The organism is Embleya sp. NPDC127516, from assembly GCF_044765325.1.
In the GTDB taxonomy this organism is placed as follows: domain Bacteria; phylum Actinomycetota; class Actinomycetes; order Streptomycetales; family Streptomycetaceae; genus Embleya.
This window is the reverse complement of sequence record NZ_JBIWJT010000005.1, coordinates 1-22014: the sequence shown is the minus strand read 5'-3', so window position 1 is coordinate 22014 and position 22014 is coordinate 1. Positions and strand designations below refer to the sequence as shown.

General features: G+C 71.6%; 20 protein-coding genes. 15 read left to right on the top strand and 5 right to left on the bottom strand.

Annotation, left to right across the window (positions count from 1 at the left end; all coding sequences use genetic code 11):
* The first annotated feature begins 361 nt into the window (after nt 1-361).
* On the top strand, nt 362-2893 hold the full coding sequence (locus ACIRL2_RS10740) for an FHA domain-containing protein (protein ID WP_402231588.1): 2532 nt from the start codon (nt 362-364) through the stop codon (nt 2891-2893).
* Nucleotides 2894-2929: 36 nt separating this feature from the next.
* On the opposite strand, the gene ACIRL2_RS10735 is transcribed toward ACIRL2_RS10740, so the two are convergent.
* Nucleotides 2930-3706 (bottom strand): hypothetical protein, encoded by a 777-nt coding sequence (locus ACIRL2_RS10735; RefSeq protein WP_402231586.1) that lies wholly within the window; start codon nt 3704-3706, stop codon nt 2930-2932.
* Nucleotides 3707-3877: 171 nt separating this feature from the next.
* Between ACIRL2_RS10735 and ACIRL2_RS10730 the strand changes: the two genes are divergently transcribed.
* The 11 genes from ACIRL2_RS10730 to ACIRL2_RS10680 all read left to right on the top strand — a co-directional run bounded on the left by ACIRL2_RS10730 (nt 3878) and on the right by ACIRL2_RS10680 (nt 15123).
* Entirely contained in the window at nt 3878-4690 is an 813-nt protein-coding gene (locus tag ACIRL2_RS10730; protein WP_395862745.1) for an ABC transporter ATP-binding protein, read from the top strand.
* A gap of 92 nt (nt 4691-4782) precedes the next feature.
* A complete protein-coding gene (locus ACIRL2_RS10725) occupies nt 4783-5190 on the top strand; it encodes an NfeD family protein (protein ID WP_395862808.1) in 408 nt (135 codons plus the stop codon).
* A gap of 117 nt (nt 5191-5307) precedes the next feature.
* The gene (locus ACIRL2_RS10720) at nt 5308-6438 is read left to right on the top strand and encodes an SPFH domain-containing protein (protein ID WP_395862747.1); all 1131 of its coding nucleotides are present in this window, start codon (nt 5308-5310) and stop codon (nt 6436-6438) included.
* Between the two features lie 98 nt (nt 6439-6536).
* Nucleotides 6537-7307, top strand: a complete 771-nt coding sequence (locus tag ACIRL2_RS10715; protein WP_395862749.1) for a sulfite exporter TauE/SafE family protein — start codon at nt 6537-6539, stop codon at nt 7305-7307.
* 77 nt (nt 7308-7384) lie between these two features.
* Complete coding sequence (locus ACIRL2_RS10710) at nt 7385-7573, top strand: DUF1272 domain-containing protein (RefSeq protein WP_395862751.1); 189 nt, start codon at nt 7385-7387, stop codon at nt 7571-7573.
* A gap of 128 nt (nt 7574-7701) precedes the next feature.
* The gene (locus ACIRL2_RS10705) at nt 7702-8670 is read left to right on the top strand and encodes a cobalamin biosynthesis protein (RefSeq protein WP_402231583.1); all 969 of its coding nucleotides are present in this window, start codon (nt 7702-7704) and stop codon (nt 8668-8670) included.
* Between the two features lie 88 nt (nt 8671-8758).
* Nucleotides 8759-10270: a cobyric acid synthase gene (locus ACIRL2_RS10700; RefSeq protein WP_402231581.1), complete on the top strand. Its 1512-nt coding sequence runs from the start codon at nt 8759-8761 to the stop codon at nt 10268-10270.
* Between the two features lie 130 nt (nt 10271-10400).
* Nucleotides 10401-11300 (top strand): metallophosphoesterase, encoded by a 900-nt coding sequence (locus ACIRL2_RS10695; protein WP_395862758.1) that lies wholly within the window; start codon nt 10401-10403, stop codon nt 11298-11300.
* A 72-nt stretch (nt 11301-11372) separates the two neighbouring features.
* A complete protein-coding gene (locus ACIRL2_RS10690) occupies nt 11373-11669 on the top strand; it encodes a hypothetical protein (RefSeq protein ID WP_402231579.1) in 297 nt (98 codons plus the stop codon).
* Nucleotides 11670-11732: 63 nt separating this feature from the next.
* Complete coding sequence (locus tag ACIRL2_RS10685) at nt 11733-13643, top strand: hypothetical protein (RefSeq protein ID WP_402231577.1); 1911 nt, start codon at nt 11733-11735, stop codon at nt 13641-13643.
* Nucleotide 13644: 1 nt separating this feature from the next.
* Entirely contained in the window at nt 13645-15123 is a 1479-nt protein-coding gene (locus ACIRL2_RS10680) for a peptidase MA family metallohydrolase (RefSeq protein ID WP_402231576.1), read from the top strand.
* Nucleotides 15124-15238: 115 nt separating this feature from the next.
* Here the strand turns inward: ACIRL2_RS10680 and ACIRL2_RS10675 are convergent, their stop codons facing one another.
* Entirely contained in the window at nt 15239-15766 is a 528-nt protein-coding gene (locus tag ACIRL2_RS10675) for an HNH endonuclease (RefSeq protein ID WP_402231575.1), read from the bottom strand.
* Nucleotides 15767-16020: 254 nt separating this feature from the next.
* The gene (locus ACIRL2_RS10670) at nt 16021-16563 is read right to left on the bottom strand and encodes a YbhB/YbcL family Raf kinase inhibitor-like protein (RefSeq protein WP_402231573.1); all 543 of its coding nucleotides are present in this window, start codon (nt 16561-16563) and stop codon (nt 16021-16023) included.
* Between the two features lie 135 nt (nt 16564-16698).
* Here ACIRL2_RS10670 and ACIRL2_RS10665 point away from each other — a divergent pair, with 135 nt between their 5' ends.
* Entirely contained in the window at nt 16699-18216 is a 1518-nt protein-coding gene (locus ACIRL2_RS10665; protein ID WP_395862770.1) for a hypothetical protein, read from the top strand.
* A 36-nt stretch (nt 18217-18252) separates the two neighbouring features.
* Here ACIRL2_RS10665 and ACIRL2_RS10660 read toward each other — a convergent pair whose 3' ends face one another.
* Nucleotides 18253-19038 (bottom strand): sporulation protein, encoded by a 786-nt coding sequence (locus ACIRL2_RS10660; protein WP_402231571.1) that lies wholly within the window; start codon nt 19036-19038, stop codon nt 18253-18255.
* A 68-nt stretch (nt 19039-19106) separates the two neighbouring features.
* Here ACIRL2_RS10660 and ACIRL2_RS10655 point away from each other — a divergent pair, with 68 nt between their 5' ends.
* Complete coding sequence (locus tag ACIRL2_RS10655; RefSeq protein ID WP_402231569.1) at nt 19107-19808, top strand: DNA-3-methyladenine glycosylase; 702 nt, start codon at nt 19107-19109, stop codon at nt 19806-19808.
* Between the two features lie 109 nt (nt 19809-19917).
* Nucleotides 19918-21195 (top strand): tyrosine--tRNA ligase, encoded by a 1278-nt coding sequence (gene tyrS / locus ACIRL2_RS10650; RefSeq protein WP_402231567.1) that lies wholly within the window; start codon nt 19918-19920, stop codon nt 21193-21195.
* 339 nt (nt 21196-21534) lie between these two features.
* On the opposite strand, the gene ACIRL2_RS10645 is transcribed toward tyrS, so the two are convergent.
* Nucleotides 21535-22014: hypothetical protein (locus tag ACIRL2_RS10645; RefSeq protein ID WP_402231565.1), on the bottom strand; the 480-nt coding region annotated here is incomplete at its 5' end.

Sequence of the window (22014 nt, the reverse complement as noted above, 5' to 3'; positions counted from 1 at the left end):
CGGCTGCCGGTTGAGCGGGACAAACTCGACTATCGAGCGCCCCGACCCGCGCGTCAACGGATTCGGCCGGACTGCCACCCGTGCGGACGGCGGAAGTCGGCGCCCGACCGGCGGTTACGCACGGCCATGTTTCAGTGGCGGATGGTCACGATTGCGGCAGATCTTCGACTCGACGATATGAATGCAAAGATCCGATCGATGGATGATCGGAGGAGATCACACCCGATTCGGAGAAGTTGATGTTGTAATCCCCCTTCGGAGTGGTTCGGTGCCCTTCCGGATGAGAAAGGCTGCCCGCGAGGCCCGCGCGTCCCTACACTCTCGAAGAGTGGGGGACAGCTATACGCCAGAAGGACCGGCAGTGCCGCACCTGACCGTCGGCACCAGCGCCGGAGCACCCGTGATCCTGGATCCCGGGCGGGAACACGTCGTCGGCCGCGACCCGTCCTGTGCGATCGTGCTCGACGACCGCCGGGTGTCGCGCCAACACGCGATCCTGCGGGTGGGGCCCGACGGCTGGGAGTTCGTCGACACCAACAGCGTCAACGGCTCGTGGGTGCGCGGCAATCGGGTGCACCGCGTGGTCGTCGGCCGAGGCTGCGAGGTGCTGCTCGGCGACCCGGACGACGGCGACCCGCTGCGCCTGGCCCCGGAGTCGAGCGTCACCGAGGTGGTGCCGCCGCGGCCGGCCCACCACGACCACGTACAGATCCCCGAGCCGCCGCGCCGGAGCGAACCGCCGCCGCGCCGCGCCGAACCCCCGCGCCGGGTCGAACCGCCGTATGTGCCCGAGCCGCCCCGGCAAGTCTCCGAGCCGGCACGCCCGTTGGGCCGCGCGCAGATCGGCGCCGGGCCGCACGCGGATCCGCGCCCGAGCGTGGACCGGGCGCCGAGCATGGTCATCCCGCTCCCGGTGCGCACCCTGCGGATCGGCCGCGCGCTGGACAACGACCTGGTGCTCACCGACCTGATGGTCTCCCGGCACCACGCCGAATTGCGCACCACGCCCGGCGGCCGGCGCGAGATCGTCGACCTCGGCAGCCACAACGGCACCTTCCTCAACGGTCAGCCGATCGAGCGCGCGCTGCTGGGCGAGGCGGACCTGGTCGGCATCGGGCACGCCACGTTCCGGCTGGACGGGCAGGAACTACGCGAGTTCATCGACACCGGCGAGGTCTCGCTGGAGGTGCAGAACCTCACCGTCACGGCGGGCAAGCGGGTCCTGCTCGACAACGTCTCCTTCCCGCTCGCCGAGCGCAACCTGCTTGCCATCGTCGGCGGTTCGGGCGCGGGCAAGTCCACCCTGCTCGGCGCGCTCACCGGCAGCCGGCGAGCCGCCAGCGGCAAGATCCTCTACGACGGCCGCGACCTGTACGCGAACAACGCCGAACTGCGCCAGCGGATCGGCCTGGTTCCGCAGGACGACATCCTGCACGCCCAACTCACCGCGCGCACCGCGCTGCGCTACGCCGCGCAACTGCGCTTCCCCGAGGACACCGAGGCGGCCGAGCGCGAGCGCCGGGTCGAGGAGGTGATCGGCGAGCTGAGCCTGGACAAGATGCCGCGCGGCGCCACGGCGCCGTACGCCGACACCAAGGTCAGCAGCCTCTCCGGCGGTCAGCGCAAGCGGGTGAGCGTCGCCGTCGAACTGCTCACCAAGCCCTCCGTGTTGTTCCTGGACGAGCCGACGTCCGGCCTGGACGAGGGCCTGGAACGCTCGGTGATGGAGAAGCTGCGCGAACTCGCCGACGACGGCCGTACGGTCATCGTGGTCACCCACAGCACCCGCAGCCTGAACGTCTGCGATCGCGTGCTGGTGCTCGCCCCGGGCGGTCGGATCGCCTTCTTCGGACCGCCGGACGAGGCGCTGCCGTTCTTCGGCAAGGGCGACTGGCCCGAGGTCTTCAAGATGTTCGACGACGAGCCGGACCGCGACTACGAGGGTCCGTTCCGGCGCTCCGAGTTGTACGGGCGGTACATAGAGGTCGGCCGCGATCGCGCGCACGCCGTGCAGGGCGATCGGCCCCAGGCCAAGCCGCCGAAGCCGCAGGGCTGGTTCTCTCAGCTGACCACGCTGTCCCGGCGCTACCTCGCGGTGATCTCCTCGGACCGCAAGTACCTGGCGCTGTTGGCGATAGCACCGCTGTTCCTGGGGATGTTGTGCCGGGTGATCCCCGGCAAGCTGGTCAGCCCGGAGGGATCGCCGCCGGGCTCGAACCAGGAGGCGACCACCAAGTTGCTCGTGCTGTTCGTGATCAGCGGTCTGATGGGCACCGCCACGGCGGTCAACGAGCTGATCAAGGAACGCGCGATCTACCGGCGCGAACGCAGCGCCGGGCTCTCGGTGTCCGCCTATCTCGGCTCCAAGATCATCGTGCTCGGACTGATCTCCGCGATCCAGGGCGTGGTGCTCACCGCGGTCGCGCTGGTCGGTCAGAAGTTGCCCGCCGAGGGTGTGGTGATCAGCCCGCCGATCATCGAGATCGGCATCGCGGTGGTGCTGTCCGCGATAGCGGCGATGGCGGTGGGCCTGGTGGTCTCCGCGTCGATCGGCAGCGCGGAGCTGGCGATGCCGCTGCTTGTGGTCATCGCGATCGTGCAAGTGGTGCTGTGCGGCGGCCTGTTCCCGCTCAACGGCAAGGCCGGCATCGAGCAGGTCTCCTGGCTGGCCCCGGCCCGCTGGGCCTTCGCCGCGGCCGGCAGCACGATAGATCTGGCCACCCAACTGCCGCGCAAACCCGGCGAGTCCCCGGATCCGCTGTGGAAGCACGACCCGAAGGTCTGGTACCGCAACATCGGCATCCTGGCCGGCCAGATCGCGGTCTACGGCCTGATCGCCCTGCTGATGCTCCGCCGCCTCGACCCGAAGACCAAGCGCAAGCGCGGCAGCTGAAGCGTGCTCCACGCGCTGCGCGCGTCTCGTGTCCGCTCAGGCGCGGTCGGGCTCCAGGGCCGCGCCGTACGCCGCCACCATCGCCCGGCGGCAGGCCCGCTCCAGCGGCGCGAGCGCGCCGAGCCGCGCGGACATCTCGGCCGCGCTGACCGCCGCGCCGTCCTCGGCGCAGGCCACGCTCAGTACCGCGTGGATCCGGCGGGCCTGGTCGAGCACCCGGCCGGCCCGACCGGGATGCCCCGGCGCGACCCGGGTGTCCGAGTCCTTGCGGTACAGCCCGGCCAGGGCACGTTGCGCGGCCGGACCGCTGCCCGCCACGTCGAGCCGGGTCAGGTCCTCGACGGCGTCCCGCATCGCCTCGGCCAGCTCGCGCTCCGCCTCGGCCAGGAACGGCCCCTGAGCGGGCCGGTCGCTCACCTCGAGCATGCGCCACGCGACCCGCACCGTCGCGTCGCCGTCGGTGCCGTGCCGGGTCACCTCGGGCACCAGGCCGTACGCGACGTCCGGCGCGCCGACCGTGATGGCCGTCTCGCCGGCGTCCAGGGCGAGGTCGTTGAACGCGGGCGGGCCGGGCAGCGCCAGCGGATCGCCCGCCACCGGCAGGGCCAATCGCAGACCGGTCACGCCCAGCGCGCGCAGCCGACCCAGGGCCAGCGACAGGCCGACCGGCACACTCTCGCCGGGCACACCCGTCACCCGATGCGGTTCGTCCGTTCCGACGATCTCGGACACCGCGTCGTCCGGCGGAACGTGCCCGGCCAACAGGGCATTGCCCCATGCGACGAGAAGTCCGGAGCGAGGTTCGGCAAGCATGCGGACAAGCCTAAGGGGCGTCACAACGCTCCCGGACACGACCGGAGGCGGCTCGGTGTCATAGGTTTCTCCCGGACCGGGTGCAACAACGCGGACCACGGAGCGAGGCGGCGATCCCACACAAGGGGATGCCGCCCGGCGGCGTAGCGCACGATGGGGAGCTGGCAGGCGATGAGCGACGTTCTCGAACTGGTTGACGTATCGGTGGTGCGCGACGGTCGCCCTCTGGTGGACCAGGTCACCTGGTCGGTCGCGGAAGGCGAACGCTGGATCGTCGTCGGACCCAACGGCGCGGGCAAGACCACCCTGTTGCAATTGGCGTCCACCTATCTGTTCCCCACCACCGGCGCCGTCGCGGTACTGGGCGAGAAGCTCGGCACGGTCGACGTGTTCGAACTGCGCCCGCGCGTGGGCATGGCCTCGGCCGCGCTCACCGACAAGCTGCCCCGGCGCGAGCGGGTGCTGGACATCGTGCTCACCGCGGCCTACGGGATGACCGCCAAGTGGCACGAGCGCTACGACGCCGAGGACGAGCAGCGCGCCCGCCGACTGCTCGACCAACTCGGCATGGCCGAATACGTCGACCGCCGCTTCGGCACCCTGTCCGAGGGCGAGCGCAAGCGGGTACAGATCGCCCGCGCGTTGATGACCGACCCCGAACTGCTGCTCCTGGACGAGCCGGCCGCCGGTCTGGACCTGGGCGGGCGCGAGGACCTGGTCCGCCGGCTCGGCACGCTGGCCGCCGACCCGTACGCGCCGTCGATGATCCTGGTGAGCCACCACGTCGAGGAGATTCCGCCCGGCTTCACGCACATCCTGATGATCAGTCAGGGACGGGTGCTCGCGGCCGGCCCGATCGCCGACACGCTCAACTCGCGCAACCTCTCGCACTGCTTCGGCCTGCCGTTGATCGTCGAGCAGCAGTACGGGCGTTGGTCCGCGCGCGGCCTGCCGATGCCGGAGGCGCCGGAAGCGCAGGGCTGACCCCGGGCGCGCGTTCGGCGCTGATCGTTTCGGCCGAGAACCGCCTGCTGCCCGACGCGCCCACGATCTACGATGAACACGTGGACGCATGGATGTGGTGGCTCATCGCGGTCGGGGCGTTCGGCATCTTCGGCGTGCTCACCTCCTTCGTGGAGATGGGCATGTTCGCGGTCGGCGCCGCCGCGGCCGCCGCGGCGGCCGGACTCGGCGGCAACTTCCTGATCCAGTCCGTCGTGTTCGCGGTCGTCTCGATCGCGCTGCTCGTGTTCGTGCGACCGATCGTGGTCCGGCACGACAACACGCCCGGAGCACGCACCGGCATCGAGGCGCTCAAGGGCACCAGCGCCGTGGTGCTGGAACGCGTGGACGAGCACGGTGGCCGGATCAAGCTCAACGGCGAGGTCTGGTCCGCCCGCAGCCTGGACGCGACCGCCGTGTTCGAGCCCGGCAGCCGGGTGGACGTCGCGGACATCGTGGGCGCGACCGCCGTGGTGATGTGAGACCCGGATCGTTGCGCCAACCGTGTTGACGCCCCACGCCGGCCCGCGAACCCCTACGCTCGAACCAGCCTTGGAATTCGAAGGCAGCCACAGGCAAGCAGGACCTCGGGAGAGATCGTGAAGGCCACCGCCGTCATCGTCCTGGTCGTACTCGTACTGCTGGTGGTCGTCGCCCTGGTCAAGACGGTCAAGGTGATCCCCCAGGCGAGTGCCGCCATCGTGGAGCGATTCGGGCGCTACACCCGCACGCTGCACGCCGGACTCAACATCCTCGTACCGTTCATCGACCGCATCCGGCAGATGATCGACCTGCGTGAACAGGTCGTTCCCTTCCCGCCGCAACCGGTGATCACCGAGGACAACCTCGTCGTTCAGATCGACACCGTCATCTACTTCCAGGTCACCGACCCGCGCGCGGCCACCTACGAGATCGCCAACTACATCCAGGCGATCGAGCAACTCACCATCACCACGCTGCGCAACATCATCGGTGGCATGGACCTCGAACAGACGCTCACCTCGCGCGAGGAGATCAACGCGGGGCTGCGCGGCGTGCTCGACGAGGCGACCGGCCGCTGGGGCATCCGGGTCAACCGGGTCGAGCTCAAGGCGATCGAGCCGCCGCCCTCCATCCAGGACTCGATGGAGAAGCAGATGCGCGCCGAGCGGGACAAGCGCGCGGCGATCCTGACCGCCGAGGGCCACCAGCGCTCGCAGGTGCTCACCGCCGAAGGCGACAAGGAAGCCGCCGTGCTGCGCGCCGAGGGTGAGCGCCAGGCCGCGGTGATCCGGGCCGAGGGTGAGGCGCGCGCGATCGAGACCGTCTTCGAGGCGATCCACGCCGGCGAGGTGGACAACAAGCTCCTCGCCTACCAGTACCTCCAGATGTTGCCGAAGATCGCCGAGGGCAGCTCCAACAAGCTGTGGATCCTGCCCAGCGAGGTCACCCGTGCCCTGGAGGGCATCGGCGACGCGGTCGGCAACCTGTCCCAGAACGGCTCCGGCCCGGCCCACCGGGTACCGCAGGTGCCGGTCGAGGAGGAGCCGGCCTGGCCCGGTTCGGGTACCTCCACGGCGCCGGTCCGCAAGCCGCCGGCCGGCAACGGCGCCTCCACGCCGCCGCGCCCGCCCGCCGACCCGCCGACCATTCCGGCCCAGCCGCCGATCGAGCCGCAGCGCCGCGGCACCCCGCCGGCCGGCGACGTGGAACCCCCGCACATCGAGCGCGGTCACCGACCACAACGTTGAGGTCGAGTCGCGGGCTGCGATGATCACTGGCGTTACGGCCACGGGGGGAAGCTCGATGTCCTCCCGACGCCAGGATCATCGCGGCGAAGCGGGTGGACATGGGCTGGTTGGAAGCTTTGGCGATCTTCGCCGCGGGCATCGCGGCCGGCGGGATCAACACGGTGGTCGGATCCGGCACGCTGATCACCTTCCCGGTACTGCTCGCCTTCGGCTACTCGCCGGTCACCGCCAACGTGTCGAACACGATCGGCCTGGTACCCGGGTCGATCAGCGGCGCGATCGGCTACCGCCGCGAACTCGCGGGCCAGCGGCCCAGGCTGATCCGACTCGGGGCGGCCTCGCTGCTCGGCGGGCTGGCCGGCGCGATCCTGCTGCTGACCCTGCCCGACGACGCGTTCAAGGCGATCGTGCCCGCGCTGATCGTGCTGGCGTTGGTGCTGGTGGTGCTGCAACCGCGGCTGGCCAAGCGACTCGCAGCCCGGCGTGCCGACAGCGGAGCGGGCGAGGAGGGCCCCCGCCACGGCGGTGTGCTGCTGTGGGTGGCCGTGTTCGCGACCGGCGTCTACGGCGGATACTTCGGGGCCGCGCAGGGCGTGCTGCTGCTCGCGCTGTTCGGCGTGTTCATCGCGGAGAACCTGCAACGCATGAACGCGGTCAAGAACGTGCTCGCCGGCATCGTCAACGGCGTCGCCGCGATCGTGTTCATGCTCGTCGCCGACGTCGCGTGGTGGGTGGTCCTACTGATCGCGCTCGGCTCGGTGATCGGCGGGCAGGTCGGCGCCAAGGTTGGCCGCCGGCTCCCGCCGACCGTGCTGCGGGCGGTGATCGTCGTGGTGGGTCTGATCGCGGTCGTCCGACTGCTGCTCTGAGGTCGTTCCGCCGCTGCCGCGAGGGCCGCTTTGGATACCCTGATCCTCCCGAACGGCACTACCGGGGAGGCGGCCCGATGGCCCTGGAGATGCGCGAGCAGTGCGAACGATGCGACGTGGCGCTCGCCGCGACGAGCCCGGCTCGGATCTGCTCGTACGAGTGCACCTTCTGCGAACCGTGCAGTGCCACGATGGACGACACGTGCCCCAATTGCGGCGGCGAACTGGTGCCCCGGCCGCGCCGCGCGGAACCGGCGCTGGGCTAGCCCAACGCACGCGTGGTCCCACGTCGTTCCGGAACCCCGGAGCGTCGAAGCCCGGGAGCCTCGAAGCCCGGCGCCCGGTGGTCGCACCCCGTCGAGGTGACGTCACGCCCCCGTGAAACGATGCCGGGATGCCCGCGCACGCGACTTCCACCGCTGTCGGCCTCGCCGCAGGCGTCCTCCTCGACGCCGCCTTCGGCGACCCCCGGCGCGGTCACCCCGTGGCCGGCTTCGGCGCCGTGGCCGGCCGGCTGGAACGGGCCATGCACGCCGACGACCGCGCGCGCGGCGTCGCCTACACCGCGCTGTGCGTCGGTGCCACCGCCACCCTCGGCCTGGGGCTGCGCCGCGCGATCGCCGGCCGGCCGCTCGCGACCATCGCGGTCACCGCCGGCTGCACGTGGGCCGTCCTCGGCGGCACCACCCTGCGTCGCGAGGCCCGAGTGATCGCCGCGCCGCTGGTGGCCGGCGACCTGCCCGCAGCCCGGGCCGCGCTGCCCCGCCTAGTCGGCCGCGACCCGGCTCGCCTGGACGACAAGGACATCGCCCGAGCCGTGGTCGAATCGGTCGCCGAGAACACCTCCGACGCCGTCGTGGCCCCGCTGTTCTGGGGCGCCGTCGCGGGCATCCCGGGCCTGCTCGGCTACCGCGCGATCAACACCCTCGACGCGATGGTCGGCCACCACACCCCGCGGCACGAGAACTTCGGCTGGGCCTCGGCCCGCCTGGACGACGCCGCCAACTGGCTGCCCGCGCGCCTGACCGGCCTGCTCACCGTCGCCGTCGCCCCGGTCGTCGGCGGCGACCGGGCCCGCGCGTGGGCCGTGCTGCGCCGTGACGGCGGCAGTCACCCCAGCCCCAACGCGGGCCGCTGCGAAGCCTCCGCCGCCGGCGCGCTGGACGTCGCGCTGGGCGGTCGCAACGTCTACGCCGGCCGCACCGAGGACCGCCCGCGACTGGGCGACGGCCCGCCGCCGAGCCCCACCGACATCGATCGCGCCAACCGGCTCTCCGCGACCGTCGGCCTGGGCGCCGCAGCGATGGCCGTCGCCTTCGTCGCCGCCCGCGCCGCGTGGCGCACCCGCAGGACACCTCGATGACCCGCGCCGCGCCGATCGTCGACCCCGTCGCCGACACCGGCCGGGACGTCGCCGGCCGCACGGCACCGCGTACCCGAAAGGCAACCCGATGAACGGCGCCCTCCTGGTGGCCGGCACCACCTCCGACGCGGGCAAGAGCGTCGTGGTCGCCGGACTGTGCCGACGGCTCGCGCGCGAGGGCGTCAAGGTCGCGCCGTTCAAGGCGCAGAACATGTCGCTCAACTCGATGGTCACCGCCGACGGCGCGGAGATCGGGCGCGCGCAGGCGATGCAGGCCGCCGCGGCGCGGATCGAGCCGGAGGCGGTGATGAACCCGGTACTGCTCAAGCCCGGTGGGCTGATGAGCAGTCAGGTCGTGCTGCTCGGCAAGCCGATCGCCGAGGTCGGCGCGCTGAACTACCGCGACCTGAAGCCGCGTCTGTTCGAGGCCGTGCTCGAGTCGCTGGCCGATCTGCGCTCGCGCTACGACGTGGTGGTGTGCGAGGGCGCGGGCAGCCCCACCGAGATCAACCTGCGCGACCGGGACATCACCAACATGGGTCTGGCCCGGGCGGCGAACCTGCCGGTGCTCGTGGTCGGCGACATCGACCGGGGCGGCATCTTCGCGTCCTTCTTCGGCACCCTCGCGCTGCTCTCGCGCGAGGACCAGGCACTCGTCTGCGGCTTCGTGATCAACAAGTTCCGTGGCGACGCCCGGCTGCTCGACCCGGCGCTGACCCGGATGCGCGAACTCACCGGGCGTCCGGTCCTGGGCGTGCTGCCGTTCCTGGGCGGCCTGTGGCTGGACGTGGAGGACTCGCTCGCCCTGGACGCCGACCGCGGCACCCCGGAACCGCCGCTCGGCGAAGACGTCCTGCGGGTCGCGGTGGTCCGGCTGCCCCGGATCAGCAACTTCACCGACATCGACGCGCTCTCCGTCGAACCCGGCGTCGTGGTCCGATTCGTGAGCACACCGGGCGAGATCGCCGACGCCGACCTGGTGGTCCTGCCCGGCACCCGCGCCACCGTCGCCGACCTGGCCTGGCTGCGCGAGCGCGGCCTGGACACCGCGCTGGCCCGACGCGCCGCCGAGGGCCGGCCCATGCTCGGGATCTGCGGCGGCTACCAGATGCTCGGGCACGAGATCCACGACGACGTGGAGAGCCGCGCGGGCACCGTGGCCGGGCTCGGCCTGCTCCCGGTCCGGATACGCTTCGCCGCCGCCAAGACGCTGGCCCGTCCACGCGGCTTCGCCGACGGCGAGCCGGTGAGCGCGTACGAGATCCACCACGGCGTCGTCGACGTCGAGGCGGGCGAGCCCTTGTTCACCGCCGCCGACGGCGGTGCGCTGGACGGCTGTCGGGTCGGCGCGGTGACCGGCACGTTGTGGCACGGCGCGCTGGAGAACGACGGCTTCCGCCGCGCTTTCCTGGCCCGGACGGCCGAGCTGACGGGCCGTCGGTTCGTCGTGTCGCCGGACACCTCGTTCGAGGCGGCCCGGCAGAGCCGCCTGGACGCGCTGGGCGATCTGGTCGCCGACCACCTCGACAACGCCGCGGTGGACCGCCTCATCACCGCGGGCGCTCCCCCCGGCCTGCCATTCGTACCCCCCGGCGCCTAGGTCCTGTCCGGGCCCGACACCCGAGTCCTGGGGAGATACCCCGGACGGGTCGTCGCCCGATCACCGATGATGGACCTCGGGGGCGGGCGTACACGCACGCGAAAACGGGGTGGAAGGGCGGGGACTCACGATGCGGATCCTGCTGGCCGGTGACACGCACGGCAACACCGGGCACGTGCGGCGGCTGCTCGACGCCGCCGTGCAGCTCGACGTCGATCTGATCTTCCAGCTCGGCGACTTCGGCTACTGGGAGCACGAGGCGTCCGGCGTCCGCTACCTGGACGCGGTCAACCGTTCGGCCCGCTCGCGCGGCATCGACGTGTACTTCCTGGACGGGAACCACGACAAGACCTCGCTGCTGACGGAGTCCTACGGCGACGACCGCGACGAGCACGGTTTCCTGATCGTGCGCACCCGGGTGCGCTACGCGCCGCGCGGACACCGCTGGTCCTGGCACGGGAGGAACTTCCTCGCGTTCGGCGGCGCGCTCTCGCTGGATCGCGAACAGCGGCTCGCCGAGGAGCGTCGGCGGTACGAGAGGGCGCTGCGCAAGGAGGGCTTCCGGCGCGGTGCGGGCCGCCCGCCCGGCGAGGTGCCGGACTTCGCGGGCGCCCTGTGGTTCCCCGAGGAGGAGGCCACGGACGCCGACGTGGACGCGATCCTGGCCGACCCCTCGCCCGTCGACGTGCTGTTCACGCACGACAAACCGCTGCGCACCGCGCCCGAGTTCAACCGCAAGGGCGACCCGCGCTGCCTGCCCAACCAGCGCCGCGTCCAGCGCCTCGTGGACGCCTACCGCCCCGCGCTGGCCGCACACGGCCACCTGCACTTCCGCTACACCGAGGAACTCGCCCACCCGGACGGCTCGTCCACGCGCGTCGAGGGCCTGGCCGCGGACCCGATGGCCTCCTACGACGTGCCCGGCTACCTGGTCCCCGACTCGTGGCACGTCCTCGACCTGTCCGACCCGACGCCGACCCCCACCCCGGGCCCCGACACGGACACCGTGGAGGCCGGCACCGCCTCCTGACCGACCGCTCGTCACCACGTGCGATACCGGCTCGACGGGTCCGGGGGAGCCGGATAACCTCGGCTCGCACGCGTGAGCGAATCACCGCCGACCGCCAACGAACTGCCCGCCCCTGCGCCCGGCTCCGCGCCCACGCCCGGGGCCGCCAAGGCCGACGCGTTCGTCGTCGCCATGTACGCGGACCCGGCCTCGGCGGACGAGACGATCAAGGCGGCGACCGGACTCGACCGGCCTCGGTTCGAGGCCGACTGGGCAGACTACGTACGGGCCGAGTCGGCCGGCCGACCACCCGCGAGCACCGCACACGACAGCGTGCGGACCCCGTGCCGACGGTGTCCGGGCACGTCGATAACCTCGGCGAACACATGATCGGATCGCCGATCCGGGGCCGGGGGCGGAATCATCGGGCCGGCGGTCCAGGGGAGGACTGGCATGTCCGACATGCCCAAAAACGCGAACGACGGCGGCACACACCCGCCAACCGACGCTTCGACCACCGGACCCACCGAGTCCGAAGCCGAACAGCGGCCCGAGCGCCCGGACATGGGCACGTCCGAACGCCCGTCCGCGAGCCCGTCCGCACCGGCGGAGCCCGGCGGTGCGGATCCCGCCGTGCCCGAGCCGCACCGGCCCGAGGCCGCGCCGGCGCCCGGCGGGTCCGAGACGGTCGCGCCGCCGCCCGCCGCCTCGACCGGGCACGTGATCTCCGCACCCCGGCCGGAGGCGATACCCGGCGGCGACGGTGTCGACGCCGGCGCCATATCCGCCGGGGCCCCATCCCCGAGCGCGCCGGCGGAGCCCGCCGCGCCGACCGCGCGCACCGAGCCCGCGCTGCCCGCCGCACCCCCCAGACCCGCCGCACCGCCGGCCGGCACCCCCTACGGCCCTCCACAGGGCCTCGCGGCACCCGAGTTCCCCACCCAGGTCGGCTTCTTCGGCCCCCTCCCGTACGTACCACCCGCCGACCAGCAGCGCCGCAACACCCGCCGGCGCCGGCTGGCCGCGGTCGGCGGCGTGGTCGCGATCCTGGCGCTGCTCGCGTCCCTCGCCGTCGGCGGCGTCTTCGACCCACCCTCCTCCCCGGCCACCGCGCCCATCGCCGAGCGGAACGACGCCGAAACCTCCGCGAAGCCCGAGGACACGAAGCCGCCGGTCACCCGGATCGCGACGTCCGACGTGGCCTTCCTGACCGACAACCGCACCCAGGCCCTCAAGTCCGGCAACGCCGACGCGTTCGTCGCCGGGATCGACCCCGCCGCCACCGAACTCGTGGCCGCGCAGCGTCGGTTGTTCGGCAACCTGCGGCTCTTCCCGTTCACCAGCGTCGAGTTCCGGCCACCGAACGCGAGCATCGACCCGGGCACCGACGCCGGCCCGCTCACCCGTGACGTGAACGTGGTGTTCGCCCACCAGATCACCGGCGTGGACAGCGAGCCGATCGCCGAGCGCTACATCTGGACCCTCTCCCGCGCCGCGGTGGACGCACCGCTGCTGATCACCAAGATCACCGGCGGCTCGACCCGAGGCGGCGGCAACGCTTACCCCGCGCCCTGGGACGAGGACGAACTCGCGCTGATCGAACGCCCGCACGTGCTGGTCGCCGTACCGGCGAAGAACAAGAGCAAGGGCGCCGCCTGGGCCGATCGGGCCGAGAGCGCGCTGAAGAAGAACCTGGCGGTGTGGAAGGGCCCGGCCATCACGCCGCAGCGCTACGTCATCTACATCACGCCCGACCACGAGACCTTCACCCGCGCGCTGTCCGGCAACGACCTGCCCAACGTCACCGGGGTGTGCCGCACCATGCCGCCCGCCCGCCCCACCGGCAGCGACCAGCCGATGGCCGGCAGCCGGATCACCCTGGACGGCTCGGACGAGATGTTCGCCAAGGGCGACGGCGAGCAGCAGATGCACCTGCTCCGGCACGAGCTCGGGCACGCGATGGTCGCCGAGTTCGAGCGCGGCGGCGAAGGGCCGCCGCTGTGGGTCTCCGAGGGCTTCGCCGAATACCTGGCCTGGACCGACCTCTCGCTGGCCGAGTGGTTCCAGCCCGACGCCCGCGCGCAGGTCCGGGCGGGCAAGTTCTCCGGCAAGTTGCCCACCGACACCGAGGTCAACTCGGCCGACGCCAAGACCTCCACGGTCGGCTACCACTACAGCATGCTGGCCATCCGCTACATCGCGGAGAAGTACGGCGCGGCCAAGGCCGACGACTTCGTCGTCGCGGTGTACAAGGACTCCACCCCGGCCGCCCTGGAGGCCGCGCTCAAGGAGGCCACCGGCCAGGACCGGGACACCTTCGAGAGCAACTGGGCCAAGTACGTCAAGACCAAGGTGGGCAACTGACGTGCGCTCGGGCGACCCGTCCGGGCCGTGGCCGGACGCCGTCGAGCCGCGCCGGTCCCGACCGTGGGCGATCTGCGTCGCCCTGCTGGGCGCCCTGCTCTCGCTCTCCTTCGTCGTCGGCGCGGTGTCCGCCGGGGGTCGCCTCGTCGGACTCGACACGGCCCAACGGGTGCTCGACCACGACCGGCCCACACCGGGCCGCCTCCCGGACCGCACCGCCTCCCGCGTCCCGGGCGCACCCGGCGCCGCCGCGACCCCGACCCCGGACGGGATCGACTCGCGCGTGTCCGCCCGGATGCGGGCCCTGGCCGCGAACCGCTCGACAACCTTCGAACGCGGGGACGAGACGGGCTTCCTGGCCGGCGTGGACCAGCAGGACAAGGCCCTCGTCGACGGTCAGCGCCGACTCTTCGGCAACCTGCGCAAGATGCCGTTCGACACCGCCCGCTGGCGCGTCCTGGGCACCGAGGAGGTGGTCACCGCCGACGGCTCCGACCCGAAGCACGCCGGCACCGCCGCCGCGTGGCCGGTCACGGTGACCGCGCAGGTGCGCTTCGAGCACGCCATCACCGGCGTCGACCTGGGCCCGGTCCCGGAGATCTACCTCTGGAAGGCGCGCTGCGCCGGCCCCGAGGACCCGTGCACCCTCGTCGGCGCCGACGGCGCGGCCGACGCCGACACCACCTCCGGCTTCGCCGGGTATCCCGCCGCGTGGGACCTGTGGGACATCCGGGTCGAACGGCGCCCGCACGTCGTGCTGATCGGTTCCGGGTCGGACCCGGCCGCGCTGCGCCGCAACGCGGACCTGGCCGAACGGGCCGCCGTCTACACGCTCGGCGCGTGGAAGGGCGGCCCCGGCACCTCACCCGGCTTCGCGCTCGTGCTGACCTCGTCGCGGGCCGGCTTCGACAAGCTGTACAACAGCGGCGAGGTGCAGGACTGGGCGGCGGGCTACGCGCTGGGCCTGCCCGGGACCGACCGGCCCATCGGCGGCGTGCGGATGGTGGTGGACGAAGGGCAACTGGCGAGCGACCCGGCCTTCGCGCCGATCCTGCTCCGCCACGAGATGACACACGCCCTGGTCGCCCCGCTGTCCCGGCCGGCCCGAGCCGCGGACCTGCCCACCTGGCTCGCCGAAGGGTTCGCCGACTGGCAGGCGGAGGCCGACCGGCCGCTGGAGCCGGTGATCACCCAAAATATTCGCGCGCTGATCGACCGGGGCCGCTTCACCGGCGAGTTGCCCGCCGAGAGCGACTTCGAGACCACCGACGAGGATCGGGTCGAGACCGCCTACAACCTGGCCCACCTGATGCTGCGCTACCTGGCCCGGACCTACGGCGCGGAACGGGTGTGCACGTTCTACACGGACGTCGTCACCGGCCGGTACGACTCCGTCGACGAGGCCCTGACCGCCGCCTTCGACAGCACCCCGGACCGGCTCCGCGCCGACTGGGCGGCCTGGGTCCGCAAGACGGTCTGACATCCGGACCGCCACCCGCGCCCGAAGCACCCGTGGGACGCCGCGAAACGCCGAAGGCCGCCGGGGTGAGGAACCCCGGCGGCCTGTACGCCTCGTCACCCATCCGAGCGGCCGATCAGGCGCCCATCGCGAGCACCGGCGCCCGTGCCGGCTCGGCGAGCCACTGCGCGCCCTCGACGTCGGCCACGCCGAACGCGAGCACCAGCGCCCGGGTCGCCGACGGCTCGTACGGCTGGAACAACAACCGCATCCCGGCCTCGGCCGGCGTCCGGGCCGCCTTGCGCTGATTGTCGCTCCCGCACGCGGCGACGGTGTTCAGCCACGAGTCCGCGCCACCACGCGAACGCGGCAGCACGTGGTCCACCGTGGTCGCCCGCCCACCGCAGTAGGCGCAGCGCCGATTGTCCCGGAGCAACACGCCCCGGCGAGACCAAGCGGCCTGTTGTCGGAACGGTACCCGGACGAACTTGAGCAACCGGATCACCCGCGGCAGCGGCAACTCGAGAGTCGAGGCCCGCACCACCCGGCCTGGATCGACATGCTCGACGACCGCCTTCTCCTGCAACACCAACACGAGCGCGCGCTTGAACGACACCGTCGCCAGCGGCTGATACGTCGCGTTCAGCACCAACGTCTCCCGCATGCGACCTCCCCTCACCTGGTCGACGAGGGGAGAAGCGAGCACACCCGGACGCGCACCGAACCGGCCGGGCGCGACCACGCGCTCAGCGTTGGGGCGGTGCTGCGACGCTCATGCGCACCCTTCGACTCGACGAACCGTCAGTACGGACAACTCGACCACTGTGCCTTTTGATCGATCACCGGGACAACGCAATTACCGGACGGGAATCGGTGCCGGGCCGGCCGTTTGTGAACGGCGGGCCCGCGGCACGGCGATCACCGCGCGTACGTGTTGACCAGAACCGCGCGCGCGAGCGTGTGCGAGAACAGATTGAAGCCGACGAACGCGGGCGTCGCGCTCTCGTCCACGCCGAGCTTGTCCACGTCCAGCGCGTGCACCGTGAAGACGTACCGGTGCGGGTAGTGCCCCGGCGGCGGCGCCGCGCCCACGTAGCCCGGGCCGCCGGTGTCGTTGCGCACGTGGAACGCGCCCGAGGGCAGCGCCTTGCCGTCGGCCGCGCCCGCGCCGCTCGCCAACTCGGTGACGTCCGCCGGGACGTCCACCACGACCCAGTGCCAGAACCCGCTGTGCGTGGGCGCGTCCGGGTCGAAGCAGGTCACCGCGAAGCTCTTGGTGCCGGCCGGGAAGCCGGACCAGGACAGCTGCGGTGACACGTCCTCGCCGCCCGCGCCCATCACGCCACTGACCTGGGCGGTCGGCAGGGTCAGACCATCGCTCAGGTCCCCACTGGTGACCGTGAAGGACGGCTTCTCGGGCAGATAGTCGTAGGGCATCGAGGGCTTGATGGGCTCGGACACGCGAGACTCCGCTCGTGCTCACCGGCACCCGGCCGCCTGCCGGGCGCCTCGTCCGGACGAGCCTATTCTCACCGTCCGGCAAACCGGCGAAGATCACGTAGGTATCCTCGCGCCAACAGGGGGGAGGCATCCGGCGTGACCCAGCCGACGCACGAAACCGGCGATTGTGCCGACGACGCCTCATCGGGCATATCCGCCGAGCCCGCCGATCGGGCGGGCGGCGCCGACGGCGCGACACCCGGGCCCGCACCGGCCCGGCCGCGATCCGCCGTCCGCCGGCTCGCCGCGCCGCTGACCGCGCTGGTACTGGCGCTCGTCGCGCTGATCGTCTTCGGCGTCACCCTCAGCGACCCGGGCAGCGCCAAGCCGCGCGGCGCCGACGGCGCGATCGGCGGCCCCCGCCCGGGCACCGCGACACCGGTCGCCCCCGCACACGGTCCCACCATCGCGAGCTCCGACATCCAAGAACTGGTCGGCCGCCGCACCAAGGCCCTGATCGGCCGGGACGCGCAGGGCTTCACCGCCGACCTCGACCCGCACATCCCCGAACTGGTCAGCGGCCAGCAGCGCCTGTTCCACAACCTCGGCCGCGTCTCCTTCGACCACCTCGGCTACCGCGTCGAGACGGTGCAGACCATGCCCGGGGCCGGCGAGCGGATCACCGCCTACGTGGACGTGTCCTTCGACCACCGCATCTCCGCCGCCGACACCGCGACCGTCGGCGAGGGCTACCGCTGGACCGTGGTCCGCGCCGAACCCGGCGCCCCACTGGTCATCGAGGCCGTCGACGGCACCCCCTACGACGGAGCCGGCTACGCGTACGCCCGCGACTATCCCGCGCCCTGGGACCAGGCCGACCTGACCGTGGTCCGCCGCGACCACGTCGTGGTGCTCGCCGACCCGACCACCGCCGCCGGCGCCGAACAACTGGCCGACGACGCCGAGGAGGCCGCGCGCGCCGACATCGAGACATGGGCGGATGGCGGCCCACCCGGCACCGCCCCCGGCTTCGTCATCGTCCCGGTCGCCGACCGCGACACCTTCTACCGGCTGTACGGCGGGCGCACCGGCGAACACGGCGAGGAATCCGGCCTCACCTACGCGCTGCGCACGATCGACCCGGCCGGCAAGGGCCGCTTCGGCGGCTCGCGGATCGTGCTCGACACCACCTCGGGCTGGTTCACCTCGCCCAACCCCCGACGCCTGGGCGAACTGCTGCGCCACGAGATGGCCCACGCACTGGTCACCCCGCTGCGCACCGAGGTGCCCAACCAGGACCAACCCGTGTGGGTCGTCGAGGGCTTCGCCGACTGGCTCGCACTACGCGGCCGCACCCTGCTCGGCACCGACGAGCTGTACGAGGCCAGGACCTACGTCGCCACGAACCGGTTCACCGGCAAGCTGCCCACGGACAACGAGCTGTACCAGGCCGACACCGTCGCCAACGCCGCCGCCTACGAACTCGCCCACCTCGCGATCCGCCGGATCGAGGAACTCGGCGGCGGCCTGGCCGTGTACGGCTTCGTCACCGCCGTCTACGCCGACCCGGCGCCCGCCGCCGTGGACGCGGCGCTGGACAGGGCCACCGGTCTGTCCCGGGCGAAGTTCGAGGCGGACTGGGCGGCCCGGGTACGCGTGCTCCTGGACGCCTGACACCCGGGCCGCCGCCCGTCCCCGACTACGCGCGGACTAGAACCAGCCGCGGCGCTGACCGAGCTCCTGGAACCAGCCGTGCAGGTAGGCGTTCCAGTCGGTCTGCTGCGCCGTACCGTGATCGACGGTGAACCGCCGGATCGCGTCGCTCCCACCGGAGAGCGCGCCGCCCTTCTTGTCGATCTCCAGGATCACCTCGGTCGCGTGCTCGGCCGACACGAAGGTCAGCTCGACCTCGTTGATACCGCGCGCGTACGCCTGCGGCGGGGCGAACTCGATCTCCTGGTAGAACGGCAGCCGCTGATCGACCCCGCGGATGTGCCCCTGCTCCAGGTCGGCGGCCTTGAAGTGGAAACCCAGATTCCCGAACGCGTCGAGGATCAGCGCCTGCGCCGGGAACGCGTCCACCGAGACCGGGTCCAGGTCGCCCTTGTCGATCGCCCGGTCGATGGCCAACTCGGTCCGCACCCCGACCGTGGTGCCGCGGAGCTGCACCCCGCGGAACGTGGTCAGCGGCGTCTCCCACGGCACCGGCAGCCGGAACTGCACGTCGTGCGTCGTGCCCTCGCGCAGCTCGAACTCGCCGCCGATCTGCTGCCGGCCGAACTCCACGTTCCGCCGCTGCTCGCCGTCCTGGGTCTCCACCTCGACGACCGCCTGGAACCCGACATACAGGCCCTCGATGCGCTGGTCGACCTTGCCGCCCTGGATCCGGACGTGTCCCTCGACCACACCGCCCGGCGTGGTGTGCGCACCGTGCAGCTCGGTCTCGACCGAGGCGCCGCCCGCGCCCATGCTCGCCATCAGCTTCTTGAAAACCATGTGTCCTCCCCGATGATCGTCTCGGCCGCCCATTCCATCACGTGCGCCCGGCCGTAAGCTGGCTCGTCATGCGTGCCCCCACCGCCGACCCGAACGATCCGCTGCCGCGCTCCTTCTTCGACCGCCCGGTCCTGGCCGTCGCCGCCGATCTGCTCGGCCGAATCGTCGTGCACGAGACCGAGGCCGGGCCGGTCGAACTACGGCTGACCGAGGTCGAGGCATACGACGGCGCCAACGACCCCGGCTCGCACGCCTACCGCGGCAAAACCGCCCGCAACGCCACGATGTTCGGCCCGCCCGGCCACCTGTACGTCTACTTCACCTACGGCATGTACTACTGCGCCAACCTGGTCTGCGGCCCACCCGAGCGCGCATCCGGGGTACTGCTGCGCGCCGGCGAGATCATCACCGGGACCGCCCTGGCCCGGGCCCGTCGACCCACCACCCGCAAGGACACCGACCTCGCCGCCGGCCCCGCCCGCCTGGCCATGGCGATGGCCCTGGACCGCACCCAGGACGGCACCGACGTCTGCGACCCCACCGGCCCGGTCCGCGTCCTGTACGGGACACCCCCCGCCCGCACCGCGATCCGCACCGGCCCACGTACCGGCGTCGGCGGCGGCGGAGCCACCCAGCCCTGGCGCTTCCACATCGCGGGCGACCCGACGGTCAGCCCGTACCGAGCCCACCAGCCACGCAAGCGCACCACCAAGCCGGCCGCCGAGCCCGCCGCCGACCCCGACGCCGGCGCGGCCCGGCAAAGCGGTTAGCGCCGAGGGCGGACCGTCGGGCACCCTGTAACGGCTGCAACAGCCGCACTCGCGGCACACGCCGCACCCCCATGCCGCACATCGGCATCGATCGAGGAGACCAGGCACTGTGACGGACATCGTCGACGAGTTGCGGTGGCGGGGCCTGCTGGCCCAGACCACCGACGAGGACGCGCTCAAGAAGGCGTTCACGGACGGTCCCGTCACGGCGTATTGCGGGTTCGACCCGACCGCGGCCAGCCTGCACGTCGGCCACCTCACCCAGATCCTGACGCTGCGCCGACTCCAGCTCTTCGGCCACCGACCGATCGCCCTTGTCGGCGGCGCCACCGGCCTGATCGGCGACCCCAAGCCCTCGGGCGAGCGCGCGATGAACGAGGTCGCCACCGTCGAGGCCTGGACCGACCGGATCCGAGGCCAGCTCTCCGCGTTCCTCGACTTCGACGGCACCGACCCGAACACCGCCGTGATGGCGAACAACCACGACTGGATCGCGCAGCTCGGCATCGTCGAGTACCTGCGCGACATCGGCAAGCACTTCAGCGTCAACCAGATGCTCGCCCGCGAGACGGTGCGCTCCCGCCTCTCCGGCGAGGGCATGAGCTACACCGAGTTCAGCTACGTGCTGCTCCAGTCCTACGACTTCGTCGAGCTCTACAAGCGGTACGGCTGCACGCTCCAGATCGGCGGCAGCGACCAGTGGGGCAACATCACCGCCGGCCTGGACCTGATCCGTCGGATCACCGGCAACGACCCGCACGGCCAGGCGCACGCGCTGACCACCAACCTGCTCACCAAGGCCGACGGCAGCAAGTTCGGCAAGACCGAGGGCGGCACGGTCTGGCTCGACCCCGAGCTGACCACGCCGTACGCCTTCTACCAGTTCTGGCTGGGCTCGGACGACCGTGACGTCTCGCGCTACCTGCGCACCTTCAGCTTCCGCTCGCGCGAGGAGATCGAGACCCTCGAACGAGACAGCGAGGAACGCCCCGCCGCCCGGATCGGCCAGCGCGCCCTCGCGGAGGAACTGACCACGCTGGTCCACGGCGCCGACCAGTGCGTCGCGGTCGTCGAGGCGAGCAAGGCACTGTTCGGCCAGGGCGACCTGACCGCACTCGACGAGCCGACCCTGCGCTCCGCCGTCGCCGAACTCCCCAGCGCACAACTGCCCGAGGGCCCGACGGTGATCGACGCCCTGGTGGCCACCGGCCTCGCCCCGAGCAAGGGCGGTGCCCGGCGCACCATCAAGGAGGGCGGCGCCTACCTCAACAACGCCAAGGTGACCGACGAGGACGCGATGATCACCGCGTCCGACCTGCTGCACGGCCGCTGGGCCCTCCTGCGCCGCGGCAAGCGCAACCTTGCCGCAGCGGAGATCACCGCCTGACACAAGGCAGTTGATGCACCGTCAGCCACCCCGAAGGTTCACTCGTCGAGCCGGTTCCCGACCCGTTTCACTGGGTATAGGGGACCGGCTTGACCCGTCCAAGACGGTGGTTTAAGCTCGTACGAGTCGCAACTTCGGGAGATCCGGACAGGCGCGCCCTCAACACCGGCGCGATGGCCGATCCCATCGCGACTGACACCCCAAACGATCCATCCTGAAGCGGACGGCCTTTGGCTGCTCCGTCCCTGTGGTGTCTCCGTGGGTGTGACCCAGTGTAACCAGTTATCGACACAGCCCTTGTGAAGCGCGCGGAATTTGATCATCCAAATTCCGGGGGTTTTATTTGTGCTGCCATTTATTACTGGGAATCGCATTCTCGGAATGTGATTCGGCTTTACCGGGGAAACCTGCTAGGGTTGAAGCATCGAGTGCCGGAGAGATCCGGAGCACGACGCGCGGCTCGTCGGCCGCCGACATCGCGAGAGTGATCAAGCGAGGTCGGGGTAGGCGGGAAAACGGGTCTGCTAAGCTCAGCGGGCCGGAAGCGGAAGAAACGAGAGTTTCGAAAGCGGAAAGCACGAAGCAGCGGATGAAAAGCGGGTCGGAAGATCTGCTAGAGTCCGGGAGGCGGAAAACGCGGAAACGCGGTGGAAGCCGAAAGCGAGGAAAGCGAAGCCGCCGAAACGGTGTGCTAAGCTGGAAACGCGAAAGCGAAACACGGAAAACGAAAAACTGAAACACCTTGAACGTTAAACGCCCGGAGGGCGCGGTTGACTCCGCACCAAAGGAAGCGTCCGTTCCTTGAGAACTCAACAGCGT

Excerpts from the sequence above, each read along its gene's own strand:
- ACIRL2_RS10675 (WP_402231575.1), bottom strand. The coding sequence starts at position 15,766 with ATGCGGGAGACGTTGGTGCTGAACGCGACGTATCAGCCGCTGGCGACG.
- ACIRL2_RS10685 (WP_402231577.1), top strand. The coding sequence starts at position 11,733 with ATGTCCGACATGCCCAAAAACGCGAACGACGGCGGCACACACCCGCCA.
- ACIRL2_RS10660 (WP_402231571.1), bottom strand. The coding sequence starts at position 19,038 with ATGGTTTTCAAGAAGCTGATGGCGAGCATGGGCGCGGGCGGCGCCTCG.
- ACIRL2_RS10655 (WP_402231569.1), top strand. The coding sequence starts at position 19,107 with ATGCGTGCCCCCACCGCCGACCCGAACGATCCGCTGCCGCGCTCCTTC.
- ACIRL2_RS10725 (WP_395862808.1), top strand. The coding sequence starts at position 4,783 with ATGTGGTGGCTCATCGCGGTCGGGGCGTTCGGCATCTTCGGCGTGCTC.
- ACIRL2_RS10710 (WP_395862751.1), top strand. The coding sequence starts at position 7,385 with ATGGCCCTGGAGATGCGCGAGCAGTGCGAACGATGCGACGTGGCGCTC.
- ACIRL2_RS10700 (WP_402231581.1), top strand. The coding sequence starts at position 8,759 with ATGAACGGCGCCCTCCTGGTGGCCGGCACCACCTCCGACGCGGGCAAG.
- ACIRL2_RS10730 (WP_395862745.1), top strand. The coding sequence starts at position 3,878 with ATGAGCGACGTTCTCGAACTGGTTGACGTATCGGTGGTGCGCGACGGT.
- ACIRL2_RS10705 (WP_402231583.1), top strand. The coding sequence starts at position 7,702 with ATGCCCGCGCACGCGACTTCCACCGCTGTCGGCCTCGCCGCAGGCGTC.
- ACIRL2_RS10715 (WP_395862749.1), top strand. The coding sequence starts at position 6,537 with ATGGGCTGGTTGGAAGCTTTGGCGATCTTCGCCGCGGGCATCGCGGCC.
- ACIRL2_RS10735 (WP_402231586.1), bottom strand. The coding sequence starts at position 3,706 with ATGCTTGCCGAACCTCGCTCCGGACTTCTCGTCGCATGGGGCAATGCC.
- ACIRL2_RS10695 (WP_395862758.1), top strand. The coding sequence starts at position 10,401 with ATGCGGATCCTGCTGGCCGGTGACACGCACGGCAACACCGGGCACGTG.